Here is a 20,775-nt window from a genome sequence, read left to right on the forward strand (position 1 = left end):
CCATGCTGCCCGAGATCACCTCGACGCCCGCCGTGCTCGCCCTTTGGGCCGTGCTGGGCTATCTGCTGGGGTCGATCCCCTTCGGCATCCTGCTGAGCCGCGCCATGGGGCTTGGCGATCTGCGCAAGATCGGCTCGGGCAACATCGGCGCGACCAACGTGCTGCGCACCGGCAACAAGGCGGCGGCGGCAGGAACGCTGCTCCTCGATGGCGGCAAAGGCGCGGTGGCGGTGCTGCTGGCGCGCTGGCTGGCAGCAGAAGACGCGGCGCAGCTGGCCGGGTTCGCCGCCTTTCTGGGCCATTGCTACCCCGCATGGCTGAAGTTCAAGGGCGGCAAGGGGGTTGCGACCTTCCTCGGGCTGATCCTCGCGCTGAGCTGGCCGGTCGGCCTGATGAGCTGCGCCACCTGGCTGGCGGCGGCGGTGATGGGGCGGATCTCGTCGCTGAGCGCACTGGTCGCGGCGGTGCTGTCGACCGCGTGGATGATCCTGCTGCGTGAATATGACATGACGGCACTGACCATCGCCTTGACGGCCCTGATCCTCTGGCGCCACCGCGAGAACATCTCCCGCCTGCGCAAGGGCATCGAACCGAAGATCGGCAAGAAATAGACCAGCCGGTCCCTCACAGCGCCTTCCCGGCCTTGGCTCGCCGAAACCTGAGCTGCTTGATCACGCTTACGTGGCCCCTTGGCGACAGGCTGAAGAGCGGAAAAGCGCAGCTGTTCGCGATGCATCCTTGCGCCATCACGCAGGTCATAAAGCGCCTTACGGCACAGCGTGCCAGCCGTTGCTCGACACTGCAGGCCAGCTCTTGAGACAGATCGCGCCCCTGCCCGGCTTGGTCAGGTCAGCCGCCGTCATGCCACATTTTCAGAGTGTTGCATGCAAGCCCCGCCGAAATGTCGCCGCCTCGCCCTGTGACGGCCCGTGGCGGAAAAGTGGCATCCGCGCCACGCCTACACCCTGTTGCACAACTGTCGCAGACGTCAATCTTGAGCGAGAGTCCCCCGCCCGTTAGGAACAAATTTACGATCGGACCCGTTGATGGGCAGACAAAAGCAAATAACACGGAATCAAAAATATGAGCGCCCTTCTCGTCCTGTCCCTGATGATTGCCTGCGTCCTTGGCTTCTTTGGTCTGTCAGGGGCAGCGATCTGGTGGGCAGGCCGCCTTCCCGTCGCATCCGAGAAGGCAGCCTTGACCGGGCAGATTCAGCCCAAGGCCTGACGCTAAAGCGTACCTGACAGGTGCGCGTCCAGATCGTCTAGCCGATCCTGACCCCAGAATTTGGCCCCGTCATCCAGCACGTAGAAGGGCGAGCCGAAGACACCTGCGTTCACCGCCTCTTCGAGGTTCTTCGCATAGGTTTCGGCGCCGGTCAGCAAGCCGGAGAAGGTCAGGGACGGATCGAACCCGGCCTCCTTCAGGCAGGCTTGCACCACCTCGTCTTCGGCGATGTCCTTTTCCTCGACCCAGGACGCTCGCAGGATGGCATGGGTCAGCGCGCCAAGATCGCCACCGCCGGCGTTTTGCGCCGCGATGATCGCGTAGGATGCAGGCGCAGCATTGGTTGGCCAATGCGCCGGTTTGAAGTTCAGCGGCATCTTCCGCTTTCTCGCCTGACGCGGAAGTTCCATGGCGCGATATTCCATGCGGATCGGATGGCGCTCCGATGGCTTGGCGCCGCCGGTACGCGGAAACAGCGCCATGATGTCGAGCGGTTTGTAAGTGATACTGGCGCCGTGCTTTGCGGCGATCTCTTCGAGTTGCAGCCCGGCAAGATAGGCATACGGCGAAAGCACCGTAAAATAGTAGTCGATATGGCTCATGTTCACCCCTTTGGTGGCAGATGGCTTTGCGTCACGGTAACCGCGTGCTAAGGCCCCCGCAACGTCATCAATCTGTCATCGCTGCCGAGGCCCCTCCCCCATGCCAACCGTCATCGAACCCAAGCTTATCGCTGGAAATTCCAACCGCCCGCTTGCCAATGCCATCGCGCGGCGCATGTCGCTCTATCGCGGCATGTCCGTGGGGCTGGTCGACGCCCGTGTCGAGCGGTTCAATGATCAGGAGATCTTTGTCGAGGTCTACGAGAACGTCCGCGGCGAAGACATGTTCATCATCCAGTCGACCTCGCGCCCGGCGAACGACAACCTGATGGAACTGCTGATCATGGCCGACGCGCTGCGCCGCTCGTCGGCGGCGCGTATCACCGCCGTGATTCCGTATTTCGGCTATGCCCGTCAGGATCGCCGCACCAAGGCACGCACCCCGATCACCGCCAAGCTGGTCGCCAACATGATCCACGAGGCCGGAATCGAGCGGGTGCTGACCATGGATCTGCACGCCACGCAGATTCAGGGCTTTTTCGACATCCCGGTGGACAATCTCTATGCCTCGCCGGTGTTCGCGCTGGATATCCTGAAACAGTTCGAAGGCGAGCTGGAAGACGTGATGGTCGTCTCGCCCGACGTCGGCGGCGTGGCGCGGGCTCGTGAGCTGGCCAAGCGGATCAATGCGCCGCTGGCCATCGTCGACAAGCGCCGCGAGAAGGCCGGAGAGATCGCCGAAATGACGGTGATCGGCGATGTGACGGGCAAGAAATGCATCATCGTCGACGACATCTGCGACACTGCCGGAACGCTGTGCAAGGCCGCCGAAATCCTGATGAACCACGGCGCAACCGAGGTGCATGCCTATATCACCCACGGCGTGCTGTCCGGCCCGGCTGTCGAACGGGTCAAAGCCTCGGTGATGAAATCGCTGGTGATCACCGATTCCATCGCCGCGACAGAAGAGGTCGCCGGGGCCGAGAACATCCGCATCGTGCCCACCGCGCCGATGTTCGCACAGGCGATCCTGAACATCTGGAACGGCACCTCGGTGTCGTCGCTGTTCGAGACCGACACCTTGGGGCCGATCTACGAAGGCATCATCTGAGCGCCTAGAAAAGCTGCCAGTCGTCCTCGTTTGGCAGCTCGCCAATGGCCAGCCACGACATGCGGACCCGCGCCACGCGCGTGTCCGACCACGTACGGAACACAAGGTCGAAACCATTTTCGGTGACCTTGTCGGCGGAAATGTCAGCCCGCAGATTGGCGCCCTGATCCATATCCCACAGCGACAGCGACACCTGCACCACCGGAGGCGTGCGGAAGGGTTCTGCGAAGCGGATCGTCTTGCGCCGCTCGCGCGTGCCAGAGCCGGTCCACATGTCGCCGCCCGTGGCAAACTCAGAGAAAATCTCTGTATTGCCCTGATCGACGCCGACCCGGCTCCCCTCCATCTTGCGCATGTGTTTTCTCCGTCCCGCGGGGCATCATCATTGACGATCCTGCGCCGGATGAAAAGATCAGCCCTCGATCTCGAGCACCACGCCTTCGGGCTGGGCCAACGAAATCAGCCCGACCGCCTCGAAACCGCCAAGCACGTTGTCCACCGCCACAGTGGCCAGAATGATGCCCATGACGCGGCTGATGATGCTGGTTCCGGTCAGGCCGATGAGGCGGCGCAGCCGCCCTGCGAGCAAGAGCAGCACCAGCGTCGAGGCCAGCACCGCCAGCAGCATTACCGCCGTCACCATCTGGTCGGGGATCGAGTTGCGGTTGTTGTCCGTCAGGATCACGATGGCCAGCATGGCACCGGGCGATGCGATTGACGGCATGGCAAGCGGGAACACCGCGCCCGCCATGTGATCGCGTTCGGCCTCTTCGATCTCGCGGGCGGGTTTGCTATCGCCAAAGATCATCGTCAGGGCGAACAGGAACAGGATGATGCCACCCGCGATCTGGAACGAGCCCAGCCGCAGCCCCAGCGTATCCATCAGCACCTGCCCCACCGCAAGGAAGGCCAGAAGCACCCCAGAGGCCACCAGCACCGCCCGCACCGCGATCTTCCAGTGCAGCGCGGCGGGCACCCCAGCCACCGCGAAATAGAACACCGGCAGTGATCCGATCGGATCTATCACCACGAACAGCGTGATGAATTCGCGCAACAGCGAGGTGATGTCGAGGCTCGGCATCGGCGGGGCGTACTCCGTATGAGAAGGGTTTTCTTGCGGTTGCCACCCCCGGCGGATTTGCGCAAGCAGTTAGCGTCAAATCGGCGCAAAAGCGCCCCGGACAACGCAAAAGCCCCGCCAAGGCGGGGCTTTCGATCAGCCTTTCGGCAGGATCAGAAGTTCGGCTGTTTCGGGTCAAGCCCGATATGGGTGCCAATCGCGACCATGTCCTGCAGCAGTTTGGCCGCATCGTCGACAAGGCCCGGCTCGTTGGCCGAGGTCTCCTTGACCTCGCGGTAAGCGGCCTCGGCTTCCGTGACGAGCGCCTCGTAGGTCGCCTGATCCATATCCTCGTGCGGGACGGCCTTTTCGGCCAGCACCGTGACGCCTTCGCCGATCTCGACAAAGCCGCCGGTGACGACGAATTCCGCCGCGCCGCTCTCGGTGGTGACCTTGAGGATGCCGGGGCGCAGCGTGGTGATCGTGGCTGCGTGGTTCGGCATCGCCGTCATGTCGCCCTCGGACCCGGGGATCGACACCGCGGTGGCCTTGGTCGAAAGAAGCCTGCGCTCGGGGCTCACCAGGTCGAATTGCATCGTATCAGCCATCAGGGCCTCCGGTTGGTGAAGGGGGACCGCAATGCAGTCCCCCGGCAGTCATCAGGCAGCTTCCGCAGCCAGCTTCTCGGCCTTGGCGAGCACTTCGTCGATGCCGCCGACCATGTAGAAGGCAGCTTCGGGAAGGTGATCGTATTCGCCTGCAACCACGGCCTTGAAGGACGAGATCGTGTCTTCGAGCGGAACCTGCACACCGTCAGAGCCGGTGAACACCTTGGCAACGTCGAAGGGCTGCGACAGGAAGCGCTGGATCTTGCGCGCACGGGTCACGGTCAGCTTGTCCTCTTCGGACAGTTCGTCCATCCCGAGGATGGCGATGATGTCCTGAAGCGACTTGTAGCGCTGAAGGATGCCCTGAACGTCGCGTGCAACCTGATAGTGCTCTTCGCCGACGATCTGCGGGTCGAGGATACGGCTGTTCGAGTCCAGCGGGTCCACGGCCGGGTAGATGCCGAGTTCCGAGATGGCGCGGTTGAGAACCGTCGTCGCGTCGAGGTGCGCGAAGGTCGTGGCCGGGGCCGGGTCGGTAAGGTCGTCCGCGGGAACGTAGACGGCCTGGATCGAGGTGATCGAGCCGTTCTTGGTCGAGGTGATGCGTTCCTGCATCTGGCCCATGTCCGTCGCGAGCGTCGGCTGGTAGCCCACGGCCGAGGGGATACGACCCAGCAGAGCCGACACTTCGGAGCCTGCCTGCGTGAAGCGGAAGATGTTGTCCACGAAGAACAGAACGTCGGTGCCGGACTGGTCGCGGAACTGTTCGGCCAGGGTCAGGCCGGTCAGCGCGACGCGGGCACGGGCACCCGGCGGCTCGTTCATCTGACCGTAGACCAGAGCCACCTGCGATTCCGACAGGTTGTCGGGCTTGATGACGTTGGATTCGATCATCTCGTGGTAGAGATCGTTGCCCTCACGGGTCCGCTCCCCCACGCCGGCGAACACGGAGTAGCCCGAGTGCACCTTGGCGATGTTGTTGATCAGTTCCATGATCAGAACCGTCTTGCCCACGCCGGCGCCGCCGAACAGGCCGATCTTACCGCCCTTGGAATAGGGGGCCAGCAGATCGATGACCTTGATGCCGGTGACAAGAATTTCCGATTCCGTCGACTGCTCGACGAACTCGGGGGCGGGCTGGTGGATGGCGCGGGTCTCGGTCGCCTCGATCGGGCCCTTTTCGTCGACGGGCTCGCCCACGACGTTGAGGATGCGCCCGAGGGTCGCGTTGCCGACGGGCACCGAAATCGGGCCGCCGCTGTCGATCACTTCCTGACCGCGAACCAGACCTTCGGTCGCGTCCATCGCGATGGTGCGGACGGTCGATTCGCCGAGGTGCTGTGCAACTTCAAGAACCAGTTTCTTGCCGTCGTTGTAGGTGATCAGCGAATTCAGGATTTCGGGCAGGTGGTCGGCGAACTGAACGTCGACCACGGCGCCGATGACCTGAGTCACTTTGCCTTTTGCGTTTGCCATTTATCGTCTCCGGTTCTTAGAGCGCCTCGGCGCCCGAGATGATTTCGATCAGTTCGTTGGTGATGACAGCCTGACGCGACCGGTTGTATTCGATCGTCAGCTTATCGATCATGTCGCCGGCGTTGCGCGTGGCATTGTCCATCGCGCTCATCCGAGCCCCCTGTTCCGAGGCCGCGTTCTCCAGCAGAGCCGAGAAGATCTGGGTTGCGACACCACGGGGAAGCAGGTCGGCGAGGATCTGTTCCTCACCGGGCTCGTAGTCGTAGAGGGTCGAAACCGACTCCTCGGGCGATTCCGGCGCATCATAGGCCGCCGGGATGATCTGCTGTGCCGTCGGCACCTGGCTCACCACGTTCACGAACTTCGAGTAGAAAAGCGTCGCCACGTCGAACTCTTCTTTGTCGAAGCGGCCGAGCACGTCGCGCGCGATCTTCTGCGCGTCGACATAGCCAAGCTTCTTGACGTCGCTCAGATCGACATGCCCAACGGACAGCGAAGCGTAGTCACGCTTGAGCTGCTCGCGGCCCTTCTTGCCGACGGTCAGAATTTTGACCGTCTTGCCAGCGGCTTTCAGCTTCTCGATCTCGATCCGCGCCTTCTTGACGATGGACGAGTTGAAGCCGCCGCAAAGGCCGCGTTCGGCGGTCATGACGATGAGCAGGTGCACATCGTCCTTGCCGGTTCCCGACAGCAGCTTGGGGGCAGACGCGCTGCCACCGACCGACGCCGCCATGGCACCGAGCACCGCATTGAAGCGCTCGGTATAGGGGCGGGACTGTTCAGCAGCATCCTGTGCCCGCCGCAGTTTTGCGGCGGCCACCATTTGCATGGCCTTGGTGATCTTACGGGTCGATTTGACCGACGAGATCCGCGTCTTGAGGTCCTTTAGGCTAGGCATGATCCTGTCCTTTCAGAGCGCTCAGGCGTAGGTCTTGGCGAATTCGTCCAGAGCCGCCTTGAGCTTGTCCGCGGGTTCACCCTTGATCTTCGGATCCTCGGCTTCGATCCAGTCGAGGATATCCTTGCGCTGACCGCGCAGGAACGCCAACAGAGCGGCCTCGTACTTGCCGACTTCGCGAACCGGAACCTTGTCGAGATAGCCGTTGGTGCCTGCGAAGATGACGCAGACGATTTCGGCGTTCGACAGCGGCGAATACTGCGGCTGCTTCATCAGCTCGGTCAGACGGGCACCACGGGCCAGCAGGCGCTGGGTCGCGGCGTCGAGGTCAGAGCCGAACTGCGCAAATGCAGCCATCTCGCGGTACTGTGCCAGCGACAGTTTCACCGGGCCAGCCACCGAGGACATCGCCTTGGTCTGGGCCGAGGAGCCGACGCGCGACACCGACAGACCGGTGTTCACGGCGGGGCGGATGCCCTGGAAGAACAGTTCGGTCTCGAGGAAGATCTGACCGTCGGTGATCGAGATCACGTTGGTCGGGATGAACGCCGACACGTCGCCGCCCTGTGTTTCGATGATCGGCAGAGCCGTCAGCGAGCCAGCGCCATGATCTTCGTTCAGCTTGGCCGAGCGTTCCAGCAGGCGCGAGTGAAGGTAGAACACGTCGCCCGGATAGGCTTCGCGGCCGGGCGGGCGGCGCAGAAGCAGCGACATCTGGCGGTAGGCCACGGCCTGCTTGGACAGGTCATCGTAGATGATCAGCGCGTGCTTGCCGTTGTCGCGGAAATATTCCGCCATGGCGGTCGCGGCGTAGGGGGCAAGGAACTGCATCGGCGCAGGGTCGGATGCGGTTGCGGCCACAACAATCGAATAATCGATGGCGCCGGTGGCTTCCAGACGCTTCACCAGCTGCGCAACGGTCGAGCGCTTCTGGCCGATGGCGACATAGATGCAGTACAGCTTCTTGCTGTCGTCATCGCCAGCCGCGTCGTTGTACGACTTCTGGTTCAGGATCGAATCGAGCGCGATCGCGGTCTTGCCGGTCTGACGGTCGCCAATGATCAGCTCGCGCTGGCCACGGCCGATCGGGATCATGGCGTCGACGGCCTTGAGGCCGGTCGCCATCGGCTGGTGCACCGACTTGCGCGGGATGATGCCCGGCGCTTTCACGTCGGCGATGCGGCGTTCGGTGTACTGGATCGGACCCTTGCCATCCAGCGGGTTGCCGAGACCATCGACGACGCGGCCCAGCAGGCCCTCACCGGCGGGCACGTCCACGATCGAGTCGGTGCGCTTGACGACGTCACCTTCCTTGATGTCGCGGTCAGAGCCGAAGATCACGACACCGACGTTGTCGGTTTCGAGGTTCAGCGCCATCCCCATGATGCCGCCGGGGAACTCGACCATTTCACCGGCTTTCACCGCGTCGAGGCCGTGCACGCGGGCGATACCGTCACCGACGGACAGCACGCGGCCGACTTCGGCGACTTCGGCTTCTTTCCCGAAGTTCTGGATCTGCTCCTTCAGGATCGCCGAGATCTCGGCAGCTTGGATACCCATTTATCCGACCTCTTTCATTGCATTCTGGAGAGCGTTGAGCTTCGAGCGGACCGACGTGTCGATCATCTTGGAGCCAACCTTGACGACGAGACCACCGATGAGGCTTTCATCGACGGTGGTTTTCAGGGTCACCTGCTTGCCGATGTTGTCGGCAAGGGTCTTCGCCAGGCGGCTCGCCTGGTCCTCGGTCAGCGCCGTGGCAGAGGTCACATCGGCCGTGACCTCACCTTTTGCTTCGGCAATCTTGGCGCGCAGATGCGCGATGAGCTGCGGCAGCGCGAACAGGCGGCGCTTTTCGGCCATCAGGCCAAGCGCGTTCTGAAACGACGGCATCAGTTGCATCTGTGCCGCGACTGCCATGATACCCTTTCTCATCGACGCGCGCGGGTAGACGGGCGACGACACAAGATCGCGCAGGTCCGGGCTGTCCGCCAAGGCCTGCGAAAGGTCGTTCACGTTGTCTGCAAGCTGGTCGAGAGCATTGGACTCGTTCGCGATCTCGAAGATCGCTGTCGCATAGCGTGCCGCGATGCCGCTGGAGATCGAAGCTGGTTCTGACACGTCCACCCTTCCGATATAAGGCCCCCGCGACATCGGGATGGTCCCGATATCCGGAGGCGTGTCCCTGCCCTGATCTGTCTCAGGACGTCGAAATCAGCGCGGATGTAGCAGAGCCTCCCCGCCCTCGCAACAAGCTTGCAGCGTTTTAAGTGGCGTTGGCACGCGGGTTTTTTCCGGTAGCGCCGGGGTGGAGGCGGCTAACCGGGGAACAGGGCTATGAAAAATGGCGGTTTTTCAGGATTTGTTAAACTTTTCAGCGTTTGCCGTGGCGTTGCAGAAAGGCCTCCTGTCGATAGCGCAAACGTACGGGAGGTCGCGGCGCGCCCCCGCTGCATGCCCCCTTCAAGCTGCCCATTTGTCGCAGGCGTCAGCCTCTCGACGGCAGCATGTTAGCGGTCACGCAGAGGACGCAAGCTATGCTTCATGTCGCTGAAGGCAAGCCGATTCCCCGCCGCGCACGGCCCACGCCGCTCACAAAGTGCTGAGCGATCCGTGATCCCAGCCGAAGTCAGATCGCCTTGGGTTCCTTTTTCGGAACCGGTGCCAGCACCTCGAGCGGGCTTGGCACCCGCACCCGGTCGCCCAACCCCTTGCGCTGCGGCGGATAGCGTTTTGCCGCCCGCACGATCAGTACGCCGCCCGCCACCACCGCCGGGATCGCCCGCCCGATGTTTTCCCACATCGGCCCGGTGCGCATCCAGAACCGCCGGGGCGAGGGCGGCTGGTACAGCACGCTGACATGGCTCTGGCGGACAAAGTCATACTGGCGCAACTGGCTGTCGAGCTGGCTTAGCGAATAGGGCCGCCCGAAGCCAAAGGGCGTGTTGTCCGACCGCGCCCAGAGCCCCGACCGGTTAGGGACGATGAACAGCACCTCGCCGCCGGGACCAAGCACGCGGTAACATTCCTCGAGCACCTCGGACGGGCGCTCCGAGGTTTCCAGCCCGTGCATCAGCACCAGCCGGTCGACATGGCCGGTTTCCAGCGGCCACATCGTTTCCTCGCACAGGGCGGTGACGTTGGGCATCGTCTGCGGCCACGGCATGACCCCCTGCGGCGCGGGCATCAGCCCGACGACCCGGCGCGCTTCGCGCAGGTACGGGCGCAGCAGCGGCACGGCAAATCCGTAGCCCACCACCGTCTGCCCCTTGCAATCGGGCCAGTAGCGCAACACCTGATCACGCACGGCACGCTGCGCCGCGCGCCCGAGCGCGCTGCGATAGTAGAAATCGCGCAGTGAGTGCACATCGAGGTGCATTGCGGTGGGGCCTCCGATCCGCCAGTCTTCACGGCAGTCTGGCAAAGCCACGAAGGAAAGACCATGGAGATCATCACCGTTCCCTGCCTCAGCGACAATTACGCCTACCTTGTGAAGGGTCCGACAGGCGTGACGCTGATCGATGCGCCCGAGGCCGCGCCCATCGTCGCGGCGCTTGAGGCGCGGGGCTGGCAGCTCAGCGATCTGCTGATCACCCATCATCACCACGACCACGTCGGCGGCGTTGTTGCGCTGCGCGAAAGATACGGCTGCACCGTCACTGGCCCGCGTGCCGAAGCGGAAAAACTGCCCAGCCTCGATCGCGCCGTACAGGGCGGCGATACGTTCGAAGCGGGCGGCGTCGAGGTGCAGGTGATTTATGTGCCCGGCCACACCCTTGGCCATGTCGCCTTTTACCTGCCGTCCGCCGGCGCGGTATTCACCGCCGACAGCCTGATGGCGCTTGGCTGCGGGCGGATCTTTGAAGGCACCGCGCCGATGATGTGGGACAGCCTGAGCAAGCTCGCCGCGCTGCCCTCGGAGACAATGGTGTATTCCGGGCACGAGTACACCGCGTCCAATGCCAAGTTCGCATTGACCGTTGATCCCCGCAACGAAGCGCTTATCTTAAGAGCAGACGCCATCGCCAAAGCTCGGACAGAGGGACGCCCGACCGCCGCCTGTACGCTGTCCGAAGAACTGGCCACCAACCCGTTCCTGCGACCCGATTCCCCGGCAATTCGCGATTTACTGGGTATGAAAGCCGCAAGCGACGCAGAGGTCTTTGCCGAGATCCGCGCCCGCAAGGATCGTTTCTGAGCCGCCGCTTTTGACGCCAAGTTCACACTTTGACAACAAATGTGAGCGGATCAGTCACAGAAACTTCTTGATGGATCGTCGGTATCGACCAAACTTTAACCATACAAGGCGATGTTGGGTGAGACCGAACGCCCGACACAGACAATGAGGAGAGCCCGCCGTGCCGTCTTTCTCGAATACCCTGGAACAGGCCATTCACGCTGCACTGGCTCTCGCGAACTCGCGCAGCCATGAATTTGCGACGCTGGAACATCTCCTGCTCGCCCTGATCGACGAACCCGATGCCGCCCGTGTGATGAAGGCCTGCTCCGTGGATACGGAAGAGCTTCGCACGACACTGGTGGAATTCATCGACGAGGATCTGTCGAACCTCGTCACCGATATCGAAGGCTCCGAAGCGGTGCCGACCGCCGCTTTCCAGCGCGTCATCCAGCGTGCCGCGATCCATGTGCAGTCTTCGGGGCGCACCGAGGTGACGGGTGCCAATGTGCTCGTTGCGATCTTTGCCGAACGTGAATCGAACGCGGCCTATTTCCTGCAAGAGCAGGACATGACGCGCTATGACGCGGTCAATTTCATTGCCCATGGCGTGGCCAAGAACCCGGCCTACGGCGAGGCACGCCCGGTCTCCGGTGCGCAGGAAGAGGAAGAGCCGGTGAAAGCCGCCCAGTCCGAAGCCCCCGCCGACAACAAGGAATCGGCGCTTGGCAAATATTGCGTCGATCTGAACGCGAAATCGCGCAAGGGCGATGTCGATCCGCTGATCGGGCGCGAACACGAGGTGGAACGCTGCATTCAGGTGCTGTGCCGCCGCCGCAAGAACAACCCACTGCTGGTGGGCGATCCGGGCGTTGGCAAGACCGCCATCGCCGAAGGTCTGGCGCGAAAGATCGTCTCGGGCGACACCCCGGCGGTGCTGTCCAAGACCACGATCTTTTCGCTCGACATGGGCGCGCTGCTGGCGGGCACCCGCTATCGCGGCGATTTCGAAGAGCGGCTGAAAGCCGTGGTCAACGAGCTTGAGGAACACCCCGACGCGGTGCTGTTCATCGACGAGATTCACACCGTGATCGGTGCCGGTGCGACATCCGGCGGGGCGATGGATGCATCGAACCTGCTCAAGCCGGCGCTTCAGGGCGGCAAGCTGCGCACCATGGGATCGACCACCTACAAGGAATTCCGCCAGCATTTCGAAAAGGATCGCGCGCTGTCGCGCCGGTTCCAGAAGATCGACGTAAACGAGCCGTCGGTGCCCGATACCGTCAAGATCCTCAAAGGTCTCAAGCCCTATTTCGAAGAGCATCACAGCGTCAAATACACGGCTGATGCGATCAAATCGGCGGTGGAGCTGTCGGCGCGGTACATCAACGACCGCAAGCTGCCCGACAAGGCGATCGACGTGATCGACGAGGCGGGCGCGGCGCAACATCTTGTGGCCGAATCAAAGCGTCGCAAGACCATCGGCGCCAAGGAGATCGAGGATGTCGTGGCCAAGATCGCGCGCATCCCGCCGAAAAACGTGTCGAAGAACGACACCGAGGTGCTCAAGGATCTCGAAAAGACCCTCAAGCGCGTGGTGTTCGGACAGGACCCCGCGATCGAGGCGCTCTCGGCTGCGATCAAGCTGGCGCGTGCAGGGCTGCGTGAACCGGAAAAGCCCATCGGCAACTACCTGTTCGCGGGGCCTACCGGCGTCGGCAAGACCGAGGTCGCCAAGCAGCTTGCAAGCTCGCTCGGGGTCGAACTGCTGCGGTTCGACATGTCGGAGTACATGGAAAAGCACGCGGTTTCCCGTCTGATCGGCGCGCCTCCGGGCTATGTCGGTTTTGATCAGGGCGGCCAGCTGACCGACGGCGTCGACCAGCATCCGCATTGCGTGCTGCTGCTCGACGAGATCGAAAAGGCGCATCCGGATGTCTACAACATCCTGCTTCAGGTCATGGATCATGGCTCGCTGACCGATCACAACGGGCGCTCGGTCGATTTCCGTAACGTGATCCTGATCATGACCTCGAACGCCGGGGCCGCGGAACAGGCCAAGGCGGCGATCGGCTTTGGCCGCGACCGGCGCACCGGCGAGGATACTGCCGCCATCGAGCGGACCTTCACGCCGGAATTCCGCAACCGTCTCGACGCGGTAATCAGCTTCCAGCCGCTGCCCAAGGAGGTCATCCTTTCGGTGGTCGAGAAGTTCGTGCTGCAACTCGAAGCGCAGCTGATGGATCGCAACGTGTCGATCGAGCTGACCCGCCCGGCGGCGGAATGGCTTGCCGACAAGGGCTATGACGACCGCATGGGGGCGCGCCCGCTGGGCCGCGTCATTCAGGAAAGCCTCAAGAAGCCGCTCGCCGAAGAGCTGCTGTTCGGCAAGCTCATGAAGGGCGGCGTGGTCAAGGTTGGCGTCAAGAACGGCGAACTCGACCTGAAGGTCGAAGGGCCGGACAAGTTGCGCCTTGCCTCGAAAAAGCCTCCGCTTCTGACGGCTGACTGATCGCCAGCACAGAACAGACACACCGCCGCGCCCCCAGCGCGGCGGTGTTTTCATTTCCAGATCCCGCCCCAAAAGCCACCATGGCCGACCGCCCCGCCCCAGGGTCAGAACATGGCCGACCCGTCGGGCCCGGCCCTCGCTGGCAATAGCGCCTTGCCCGCCCCGCCTGCCCCGCCCTATAGGTTGAAGACCAAGGCATTAGCGACAGGTTGGGCATGGCGGGCAAGGCGCTCGATACAGTTCGGGAGCTTTACGAGGGCGGCAGCGATACCGCGCATCGCTTCCGCTACGGGATATTGCTGTTCGACGTGGTGACGATCCTTTTCGTCATCGCGACCTCGTTCACCGAACATGGCCGGGCGGTCGCGATTATGGACATGATGTTCGGCGTCGTCATCCTTGCGGATTTTGCCGCCCGCCTGATCATCGAACGCAACCGGCTGCGGTTTTTCATCAACCCCCACACATGGGCCGATCTGGCCTCGATCGTGTCGTTTCTGGCCCCGCTGGCCGGCGAAGGGCTGGGCTTTCTGCGCGTTGTGCGCACGCTGCGGTTTCTGCGCACCTACCATTTGCTGGCCCGGCTGCGCGGCGACGTCCCGTTCTTTCGCCGCTATCAGGACGAGTTCACCGCAGCGCTGAACCTGATTGTCTTTGTCTTCGTGATGACCGGCCTCGTCTATGCCACCCAGCATCTGCAAAACCCGCAGATTGCCAATTACGCCGATGCGCTGTACTTCACCGTCACCGCCCTGACCACGACCGGTTTCGGCGACATCACGCTGCAAGGCTCGCTCGGGCGGCTGATCTCGGTGCTGGTGATGATCTTTGGCGTCACGCTGTTCCTGCGGTTGGCGCAGGTGCTGTTCCGCCCGGCCAAGGTGCGTCAGGCCTGCCACCGCTGCGGATTGTCGCTGCACGACCGCGACGCGATCCATTGCAAGCATTGCGGCGCCCACATCCATATCCAGACTGAGGGAGAAACATGACCGACCTCGCCATCCGCCCCTACGACCCCCGCGACAGCGAGCAGCTCTGGCGCGTGCTCGAGCCGGTGTTTCGTGCGGGCGACACCTATGCCATCGACCCGGACATCCCGCGCGAGGCGGCCATTGCTTACTGGACCGGACCGGGGCGCAGCGTGTTCAGCGCAACGCTGGGCGGCAGTTTTTCTGGCTCGTATTACATCCTGCGCAATCAGGCCGGCGGCGGCAGCCATGTGTGCAACTGCGGCTTTGTCACCGACCCCGCCCAGAAGGGGCGTGGCGTGGCGCGGGGCATGCTGGAACACGCGCTGCAAACCGCGCGCGACATGGGGTTTCACGCCATGCAATTCAATTTTGTCGTCTCGACCAACACCCGGGCCGTTGGCCTGTGGGAACGGGGCGGCTTTGACATCGTCGGGCGCTTGCCCAACGCTTTCCATCACCCGACAAAGGGCTACGTCGATGCTCTGGTGATGTACAAGACACTCAAGGCGGACCCGTCCGCCGGGAAGGATACCTGAATGGCCGATGCGCCAAGACTGCTTGCCGTCCTGATCGACGCCGACAACACCTCGCCCAAGTATTGCAAGGCAATTTTCGACGAGCTGGCCTCGCTTGGAGAGGCGTCGGTGCGGCGTCTTTACGGCGATTTCTCCAGCCAGCAAATGGCGGGCTGGTCGAAGATCACCGCCGAATTCGGCCTCGTGCCGCTGCACTCGCCTGCCAACACCGTCGGAAAGAACGCCTCGGACATCAGCCTCGTCATCGACGCGATGGACCTGATGCACACCGGGCGGTTCGACGTGTTCGTGCTGGTCAGTTCCGACAGCGATTTCACCCGGCTCGCCAGCCGCATCCGCGAACAAGGGCTCGACGTGTTCGGCATGGGGATGCAGAAAACGCCAGATGCCTTCCGCAAGGCCTGCAAACGGTTCATCTTTCTGGAAAACCTTGACGGCGCACCGGAACAGAAACCCGGCAATCAGGCCCCCAAGCCGACCGGCAAACTGGATGAGGCCCGCAACCTGATCTTCACCGCCATGGACGCCATCGAGCAGGAAGACGACTGGTACACGCTTGGCCAGCTCGGCCAGTTCATCACCGCGGCAAACCCCGATTTCGACACCCGCACCTATGGCAAGCGCAAGCTGTCGGATCTGGTGTCAGACCTGAAGGTGTTCGAGACCAAGCGCGGCCCCGGCAATCAGCTGCTGGTGCGCCGACTCGACTAAGGGCCGCCTCGCAAGGACACGATCGCTGCTTGCCCCCTTCTGCTCTCGAAGGGCCTCTCGCAGCGATCACGCCGGCCCGTAGCGGGCAAGAAAGGTGGCCACCGCGGCACTGACAATGTGGCTTTGCTCTTCGGCGGAAAAGCTGTCGCGGATGCCGAAAACCCGCTTGAGCCACAGGTCCGCCTTGCAAAGCTCGATGAACTGGTCGGTGGCGATGGACAAATCGTCAATCGACAACTCGCCGCGCGCGGCGGCTTCGGCAAAGTAGGCGCTGAGCTGTCCATGCATCAGACGCGGGCCAGAGGCATAGAATTCGGTTCCAAGTTCGGGGAACCTGTCGGCCTCCGCGACGCAGATGCGGAACACCCGCAGCGCCTTCTCAGACAGAATATAGTGCAGAAACCGCATCCCTGCCTCGCGCAGCACCTGAGCTGGCGGCAGTGAGCGATTGATCGCGGTCATCGCGTCATCAGCCTGGGCGCTGCACTGCGCGCGGGCCATCTCCATGAACAACAGGCGCTTGTCGGGGAAATAGCTGTAAAGCGTTGCCTTCGACACGCCTGCCGCGCGGGCGATATCATCGACGCTGGCACCTTCGAACCCATCGCGCAGGAACACCTCGCCGGCGCCTTGCAACACCTGTGTGTATTTGCGACCGCGCCGCACGGGCCCCGCGCCGTCCTCCATCGACTGCCTCCCCATAGTGCACAGGACCATAGCGCGGCGGTCGCAATCCGGGCAAGCCCCGCTCAGCTTGAGCAAGGTCAAGGCAATGGGCGCATCCGCCGCGTACGTGCTGGCGTTTCCGACTTGCATCCTCTGAGCAAGGCAGTACCTTAGAATCATTCTAAATCATAGGCCCCAACATGCGATTCTTCAACCAGCGCCGCCGGTTCCGCGACCTCTCCGAACAAGAGGTGCTTGCCCTCGCGATCTCCTCCGAAGAAGACGACGCGCGCATCTACCGCAGCTACGCAGAAATGCTGCGCGCGGACTATCCCGACAGCGCCAAGGTGTTCGACGGTATGGCGGCTGAAGAAGACGCCCATCGCAAGGCGCTGATCGCGGCGCACCGGGTGCGGTTCGGCGATGTGATCCCGTTGATCCGGCGCGAACATGTCGCCGGGTTCTACGCCCGCCGTCCGGTCTGGCTGACCGCAAACCTGTCGCTGGAGCGTATCCGCGCCGAGGCGGAGAACATGGAACACGACGCCGAACGCTTTTACCGAGACGCCGCCCGGCACAGCACCGACGCCTCGACTCGCCGGCTGCTGGGCGATCTTGCGGCTGCCGAAGCCCGCCATGGGAAAAGCTCGCTCGAGCTTGAACGAACCCATCTCGACGACGACACCCGCGAAGACGAAGACCGCATGGCCCACCGCAAATTCGTTCTGACATGGGTGCAGCCGGGGCTTGCAGGGCTGATGGACGGCTCGGTCTCGACGCTCGCCCCGATCTTCGCCACAGCCTTCGCAACGCAGGACCCCTGGACGACGTTTCTCGTCGGCCTTGCGGCATCGGTCGGCGCGGGCATCTCGATGGGCTTCACCGAGGCCGCTTCGGACGACGGCGAACTGTCGGGTCGGGGCTCCCCGCTGAAACGCGGCATCGCCTCGGGCGTGATGACCACGGTCGGCGGACTGGGACACGCCCTGCCTTACCTGATCCCACATTTCTGGACCGCAACGACCATCGCATGGATCATCGTATTCTTCGAACTCTGGGCCATCGCCTGGATTCAGAATCGCTTTATGGAAACGCCCTTCTGGCGGGCATCCATGCAAGTTGTTCTGGGCGGCGCTCTGGTGCTTGCGGCAGGGGTCCTGATCGGCAGCGGTTAACCCCTGCCCATTCGACGCACCGGCTTGAGATATCCGGCCTGCCTCCGGCGGGAGTTTATTTGGCAAGATGAAGACAAGGCGCCGCGCCCATCTTCATCTTGCTGAATAAACTCCGGGGGGAGCCGAAGGCGGGGGGCTGGCCCCCCTCTGCCCCCACCAACACGCCATTCCCTCTGGAAGGCGAGCGCGCGGCATGGCAAACCGGGCTCCAGCGCATAGCACCGGGAGACGCGACCATGACCCAGTTCGGCAAGGGCTGCCACCTGCACCTGATCGACGGATCGGCCTTTATCTTCCGCGCCTACCATGCGCTGCCACCACTGACCCGCAAATCCGACGGGCTGCCCATCGGGGCGGTTTCGGGCTTTTGCAACATGTTGCAGAAGTATGTCGAAGATAACGCTGGCCCCGATGCACCAACCCATGTGGCGGTCATCTTCGACAAGGGCAGCCACACCTTCCGCAACGATCTTTACGACCTTTACAAGGCCAACCGCGAGGCGATGCCCGAAGATCTGCGTCCGCAGATCCCGCTGACCCGCGACGCCACCCGCGCCTTCAACATTGCCTGTATCGAGAAAGAAGGCTTCGAGGCTGACGACATTATCGCCACCCTCGCCCGGCAGGCACGCGAGGCGGGCGGCGCGGTGACCATCGTTTCGTCGGACAAGGATCTGATGCAACTGGTCGGCGACGGAGTCGTGATGTTCGACGCGATGAAGAACAAGCTGATCGACCGCGACGGGGTGCACGAGAAATTCGGCGTCTACCCTGAGCGCGTGGTCGACGTGCAGGCGCTCGCGGGCGATTCCGTCGACAACGTCCCCGGCGCGCCCGGCATCGGCATCAAGACCGCCGCCTTGCTGATCAATGAATACGGCGATCTACAGACCCTACTGGATCAGGCCGGGACCATCAAGCAGCCCAAGCGTCGCCAGACCCTTGTGGAAAAGCGCGAACAGATCGAGCTTTCGCAAAAGCTGGTGCAGCTTGATGACCAGATGGTGATGGAGGACGTCACGCTCGACGGGCTGGAAGTGCGCGAACCCGACGCCGACATCCTGCTGAAATTCTTGACCGAAATGGAGTTCCGCACCCTGACCAAGCGCGTTGCCAATGCGCTTCAGGCCGAGGCCCCCGTGATCACCGAATCCGCGCCCGAGGCCTCTGCCCCGCAGGACGCGCCTGAAATGCCGCCCATCGACCCGGCCGGCTATATTTGGGTCAAGACCGCCGAAGACCTCGCCCCCTTCATCGCGCAGGCGCATCAGCGCGGCTGGGTCGCGGTCGATACCGAGACCACCGGCCTCAATGAGATGACCTGCGATCTGGTTGGCGTGTCGCTGGCCATCGAGCCGGGGCAGGCCTGTTATATCCCGTTCATTCACCGCGCCGCCAGCACCGACGATCTGTTCGGCAGCGACGCGCTGGCCGAGGGGCAGATGCCGTTGGACGAAGCGCTGGCTCTGCTCAAGCCGCTTCTCGAAGACCCAAGCGTCCTCAAGATCGGGCAAAACATGAAATACGATGCCAAGGTGCTGTCGCGCTATGGCATCGGCGTTGCGCCCATCGATGACACCATGCTGATGTCCTACGCCATGCACGCGGGCCTGCATGGGCATGGCATGGACACGCTGTCCGAACGCTACCTGTCGCATGAGCCAATCCCGATCAAGTCGCTCCTTGGTAGCGGCAAGAGCATGATCACCTTCGACAAGGTGCCGATCGAGGACGCGGTGAAATACGCCGCCGAGGATGCCGACATCACCCTGCGCCTGTGGATGCTGTTCAAACCGCAGCTGCACCGCGCCCGCGTCACCCGTGTCTACGAAGGGCTGGAACGCCCGCTGGTGCCGGTCTTGGCCGAGATGGAAAAATCCGGCGTCAAGGTCGACCGCGAGACGCTGTCGCGCATGTCCAATGCGTTTTCCCAGAAGATGGCGCAGCTCGAGGATGAAATTCACGAGCTTGCCGGGGAGAAATTCAACGTCGGCTCCCCCAAACAGCTGGGCGAGATCCTGTTCGACAAGATGTCCCTGCCGGGCGGCAAGAAGGGCAAGACCGGGGCCTATGCCACCGGGGCCGATGTTCTCGAAGACCTTGCCACCGAACATGAATTGCCCGGGCGGGTGCTGGATTGGCGGCAGATTTCCAAGCTGAAATCGACCTATACCGATGCGCTGCAGGGCCATATCAACCCCGACACGGGGCGTGTCCATACCTCCTACAGCATCGCCGGGGCCAGCACCGGGCGGTTGGCATCGACCGATCCGAACCTGCAGAACATTCCCGTGCGCAGCGAAGAAGGGCGGCGCATCCGCGAAGCCTTTGTCGCCGCCGAAGGGCGCACGCTGGTCTCTCTCGACTATTCGCAGATCGAGCTGCGCATCCTTGCCCACATGGCCGATATCGAAGCGCTGAAACAGGCGTTCCGCGATGGGCAGGACATTCACGCGATGACCGCCTCAGAGATGTTCAACGTGCCGATGGAGGAGATGACCCCGGAGGTGCGCCGTCAGGCCAAGGCGATCAACTTCGGTGTTATCTATGGCATTTCGGGCTTCGGCCTTGCGCGCAACCTGCGGATTCCGCGCTCCGAGGCGCAGGGATTCATCGACCGCTATTTCGAACGCTTCCCCGGCATCAAGACCTACATGGAAGACACCACCGCCTTTGCCAAGGAACACAAGCGGGTCGAAACCCTGTTCGGGCGGGTGATCCACACCCCCGAGATCGCCGCTGGCGGGCCGCGCGCCGGGTTTGCCAAGCGCGCCGCGATCAACGCGCCGATTCAGGGCACCGCCGCCGACATCATCCGCCGCGCGATGATCCGCATGCCCGAGGCCATTGCTAAGCTGCCTGCGACGATGCTGCTTCAGGTTCATGACGAATTGATCTTCGAGGTGGACAAGGGCGCCGAAGACGAGCTGATCGCCACCGCAAAGCGCGTCATGGAAGGCGCGGCAGAGCCGGTGGTCAAGCTTGACGTGCCGCTGGTGGTTGATGCCGGAATGGGCCGCAACTGGGCCGAAGCGCACTGAG

19 protein-coding genes are annotated in these 20,775 nt (G+C 62.9%); 9 read left to right on the top strand and 10 right to left on the bottom strand.

Features of this window, described 5'->3' with window-relative positions:
* Positions 1–2: 2 nt before the first annotated feature.
* A complete protein-coding gene (gene plsY, locus Q4543_RS08935) occupies positions 3–611 on the top strand; it encodes a glycerol-3-phosphate 1-O-acyltransferase PlsY (RefSeq protein WP_303437526.1) in 609 nt (202 codons plus the stop codon).
* 621 nt (positions 612–1,232) lie between these two features.
* Here the strand turns inward: plsY and Q4543_RS08940 are convergent.
* Complete coding sequence (locus Q4543_RS08940; RefSeq protein ID WP_303437528.1) at positions 1,233–1,832, bottom strand: 2-hydroxychromene-2-carboxylate isomerase; 600 nt, start codon at positions 1,830–1,832, stop codon at positions 1,233–1,235.
* 100 nt (positions 1,833–1,932) lie between these two features.
* Here Q4543_RS08940 and Q4543_RS08945 point away from each other — a divergent pair, with 100 nt between their 5' ends.
* On the top strand, positions 1,933–2,943 hold the full coding sequence (locus Q4543_RS08945; protein ID WP_216001969.1) for a ribose-phosphate pyrophosphokinase: 1,011 nt from the start codon (positions 1,933–1,935) through the stop codon (positions 2,941–2,943).
* Positions 2,944–2,947: 4 nt separating this feature from the next.
* On the opposite strand, the gene Q4543_RS08950 is transcribed toward Q4543_RS08945, so the two are convergent.
* The 8 genes from Q4543_RS08950 to Q4543_RS08985 all read right to left on the bottom strand — a co-directional run bounded on the left by Q4543_RS08950 (position 2,948) and on the right by Q4543_RS08985 (position 10,364).
* Positions 2,948–3,298, bottom strand: coding sequence for an H-type lectin domain-containing protein (locus Q4543_RS08950; protein WP_216001968.1), 351 nt, complete (start codon positions 3,296–3,298; stop codon positions 2,948–2,950).
* Between the two features lie 57 nt (positions 3,299–3,355).
* Complete coding sequence (locus tag Q4543_RS08955; protein ID WP_303437531.1) at positions 3,356–4,024, bottom strand: MarC family protein; 669 nt, start codon at positions 4,022–4,024, stop codon at positions 3,356–3,358.
* 152 nt (positions 4,025–4,176) lie between these two features.
* Positions 4,177–4,611 carry a F0F1 ATP synthase subunit epsilon gene (locus Q4543_RS08960; protein ID WP_303437532.1) on the bottom strand — a complete coding sequence of 145 codons (435 nt, stop codon included), beginning with the start codon at positions 4,609–4,611 and terminating at the stop codon, positions 4,177–4,179.
* A 51-nt stretch (positions 4,612–4,662) separates the two neighbouring features.
* Entirely contained in the window at positions 4,663–6,087 is a 1,425-nt protein-coding gene (atpD, locus tag Q4543_RS08965) for a F0F1 ATP synthase subunit beta (protein WP_303437533.1), read from the bottom strand.
* 16 nt (positions 6,088–6,103) lie between these two features.
* Entirely contained in the window at positions 6,104–6,985 is an 882-nt protein-coding gene (locus Q4543_RS08970) for a F0F1 ATP synthase subunit gamma (protein ID WP_216001964.1), read from the bottom strand.
* Between the two features lie 21 nt (positions 6,986–7,006).
* On the bottom strand, positions 7,007–8,545 hold the full coding sequence (gene atpA / locus Q4543_RS08975) for a F0F1 ATP synthase subunit alpha (protein WP_303437534.1): 1,539 nt from the start codon (positions 8,543–8,545) through the stop codon (positions 7,007–7,009).
* Entirely contained in the window at positions 8,546–9,139 is a 594-nt protein-coding gene (locus Q4543_RS08980; protein ID WP_303437535.1) for a F0F1 ATP synthase subunit delta, read from the bottom strand.
* Positions 9,140–9,614: 475 nt separating this feature from the next.
* Complete coding sequence (locus Q4543_RS08985) at positions 9,615–10,364, bottom strand: class I SAM-dependent methyltransferase (RefSeq protein ID WP_303437536.1); 750 nt, start codon at positions 10,362–10,364, stop codon at positions 9,615–9,617.
* A 63-nt stretch (positions 10,365–10,427) separates the two neighbouring features.
* Here Q4543_RS08985 and gloB point away from each other — a divergent pair, with 63 nt between their 5' ends.
* From gloB to Q4543_RS09010, 5 genes are all read left to right on the top strand, one after another.
* A complete protein-coding gene (gene gloB, locus Q4543_RS08990) occupies positions 10,428–11,183 on the top strand; it encodes a hydroxyacylglutathione hydrolase (protein ID WP_303437537.1) in 756 nt (251 codons plus the stop codon).
* Positions 11,184–11,343: 160 nt separating this feature from the next.
* Positions 11,344–13,674, top strand: a complete 2,331-nt coding sequence (clpA, locus tag Q4543_RS08995; protein WP_216001959.1) for an ATP-dependent Clp protease ATP-binding subunit ClpA — start codon at positions 11,344–11,346, stop codon at positions 13,672–13,674.
* 215 nt (positions 13,675–13,889) lie between these two features.
* Positions 13,890–14,663, top strand: coding sequence for an ion channel (locus Q4543_RS09000; protein ID WP_303437539.1), 774 nt, complete (start codon positions 13,890–13,892; stop codon positions 14,661–14,663).
* The gene (locus Q4543_RS09005; RefSeq protein ID WP_303437541.1) at positions 14,660–15,181 is read left to right on the top strand and encodes a GNAT family N-acetyltransferase; all 522 of its coding nucleotides are present in this window, start codon (positions 14,660–14,662) and stop codon (positions 15,179–15,181) included. Before Q4543_RS09000 ends, Q4543_RS09005 begins: the two co-directional genes overlap by 4 nt.
* On the top strand, positions 15,182–15,892 hold the full coding sequence (locus Q4543_RS09010) for an NYN domain-containing protein (RefSeq protein WP_216001956.1): 711 nt from the start codon (positions 15,182–15,184) through the stop codon (positions 15,890–15,892).
* A 66-nt stretch (positions 15,893–15,958) separates the two neighbouring features.
* Here Q4543_RS09010 and Q4543_RS09015 read toward each other — a convergent pair whose 3' ends face one another.
* A complete protein-coding gene (locus Q4543_RS09015; RefSeq protein WP_303437544.1) occupies positions 15,959–16,579 on the bottom strand; it encodes a TetR/AcrR family transcriptional regulator in 621 nt (206 codons plus the stop codon).
* A gap of 179 nt (positions 16,580–16,758) precedes the next feature.
* Between Q4543_RS09015 and mbfA the strand changes: the two genes are divergently transcribed.
* Both mbfA and polA read left to right on the top strand, forming a co-directional pair.
* On the top strand, positions 16,759–17,733 hold the full coding sequence (mbfA, locus tag Q4543_RS09020) for an iron exporter MbfA (protein WP_303437545.1): 975 nt from the start codon (positions 16,759–16,761) through the stop codon (positions 17,731–17,733).
* 236 nt (positions 17,734–17,969) lie between these two features.
* Positions 17,970–20,774 (top strand): DNA polymerase I, encoded by a 2,805-nt coding sequence (gene polA / locus Q4543_RS09025; RefSeq protein WP_303437546.1) that lies wholly within the window; start codon positions 17,970–17,972, stop codon positions 20,772–20,774.
* Position 20,775 lies beyond the last annotated feature (1 nt).

Source organism: Salipiger sp. 1_MG-2023, from assembly GCF_030547555.1.
GTDB lineage: Bacteria > Pseudomonadota > Alphaproteobacteria > Rhodobacterales > Rhodobacteraceae > Salipiger.

Coding starts and splice junctions, on each gene's coding strand:
- Q4543_RS08980 (WP_303437535.1), bottom strand. CDS start 9,139: ATGTCGCGGGGGCCTTATATCGGAAGGGTGGACGTGTCAGAACCAGCT.
- polA (WP_303437546.1), top strand. CDS start 17,970: ATGACCCAGTTCGGCAAGGGCTGCCACCTGCACCTGATCGACGGATCG.
- Q4543_RS08945 (WP_216001969.1), top strand. CDS start 1,933: ATGCCAACCGTCATCGAACCCAAGCTTATCGCTGGAAATTCCAACCGC.
- Q4543_RS08955 (WP_303437531.1), bottom strand. CDS start 4,024: ATGCCGAGCCTCGACATCACCTCGCTGTTGCGCGAATTCATCACGCTG.
- atpD (WP_303437533.1), bottom strand. CDS start 6,087: ATGGCAAACGCAAAAGGCAAAGTGACTCAGGTCATCGGCGCCGTGGTC.
- atpA (WP_303437534.1), bottom strand. CDS start 8,545: ATGGGTATCCAAGCTGCCGAGATCTCGGCGATCCTGAAGGAGCAGATC.
- plsY (WP_303437526.1), top strand. CDS start 3: ATGCTGCCCGAGATCACCTCGACGCCCGCCGTGCTCGCCCTTTGGGCC.
- Q4543_RS09000 (WP_303437539.1), top strand. CDS start 13,890: ATGGCGGGCAAGGCGCTCGATACAGTTCGGGAGCTTTACGAGGGCGGC.
- gloB (WP_303437537.1), top strand. CDS start 10,428: ATGGAGATCATCACCGTTCCCTGCCTCAGCGACAATTACGCCTACCTT.
- Q4543_RS08985 (WP_303437536.1), bottom strand. CDS start 10,364: ATGCACCTCGATGTGCACTCACTGCGCGATTTCTACTATCGCAGCGCG.
- Q4543_RS08970 (WP_216001964.1), bottom strand. CDS start 6,985: ATGCCTAGCCTAAAGGACCTCAAGACGCGGATCTCGTCGGTCAAATCG.
- Q4543_RS09010 (WP_216001956.1), top strand. CDS start 15,182: ATGGCCGATGCGCCAAGACTGCTTGCCGTCCTGATCGACGCCGACAAC.
- Q4543_RS09005 (WP_303437541.1), top strand. CDS start 14,660: ATGACCGACCTCGCCATCCGCCCCTACGACCCCCGCGACAGCGAGCAG.
- mbfA (WP_303437545.1), top strand. CDS start 16,759: ATGCGATTCTTCAACCAGCGCCGCCGGTTCCGCGACCTCTCCGAACAA.
- Q4543_RS08960 (WP_303437532.1), bottom strand. CDS start 4,611: ATGGCTGATACGATGCAATTCGACCTGGTGAGCCCCGAGCGCAGGCTT.
- Q4543_RS09015 (WP_303437544.1), bottom strand. CDS start 16,579: ATGGAGGACGGCGCGGGGCCCGTGCGGCGCGGTCGCAAATACACACAG.
- Q4543_RS08950 (WP_216001968.1), bottom strand. CDS start 3,298: ATGCGCAAGATGGAGGGGAGCCGGGTCGGCGTCGATCAGGGCAATACA.
- Q4543_RS08940 (WP_303437528.1), bottom strand. CDS start 1,832: ATGAGCCATATCGACTACTATTTTACGGTGCTTTCGCCGTATGCCTAT.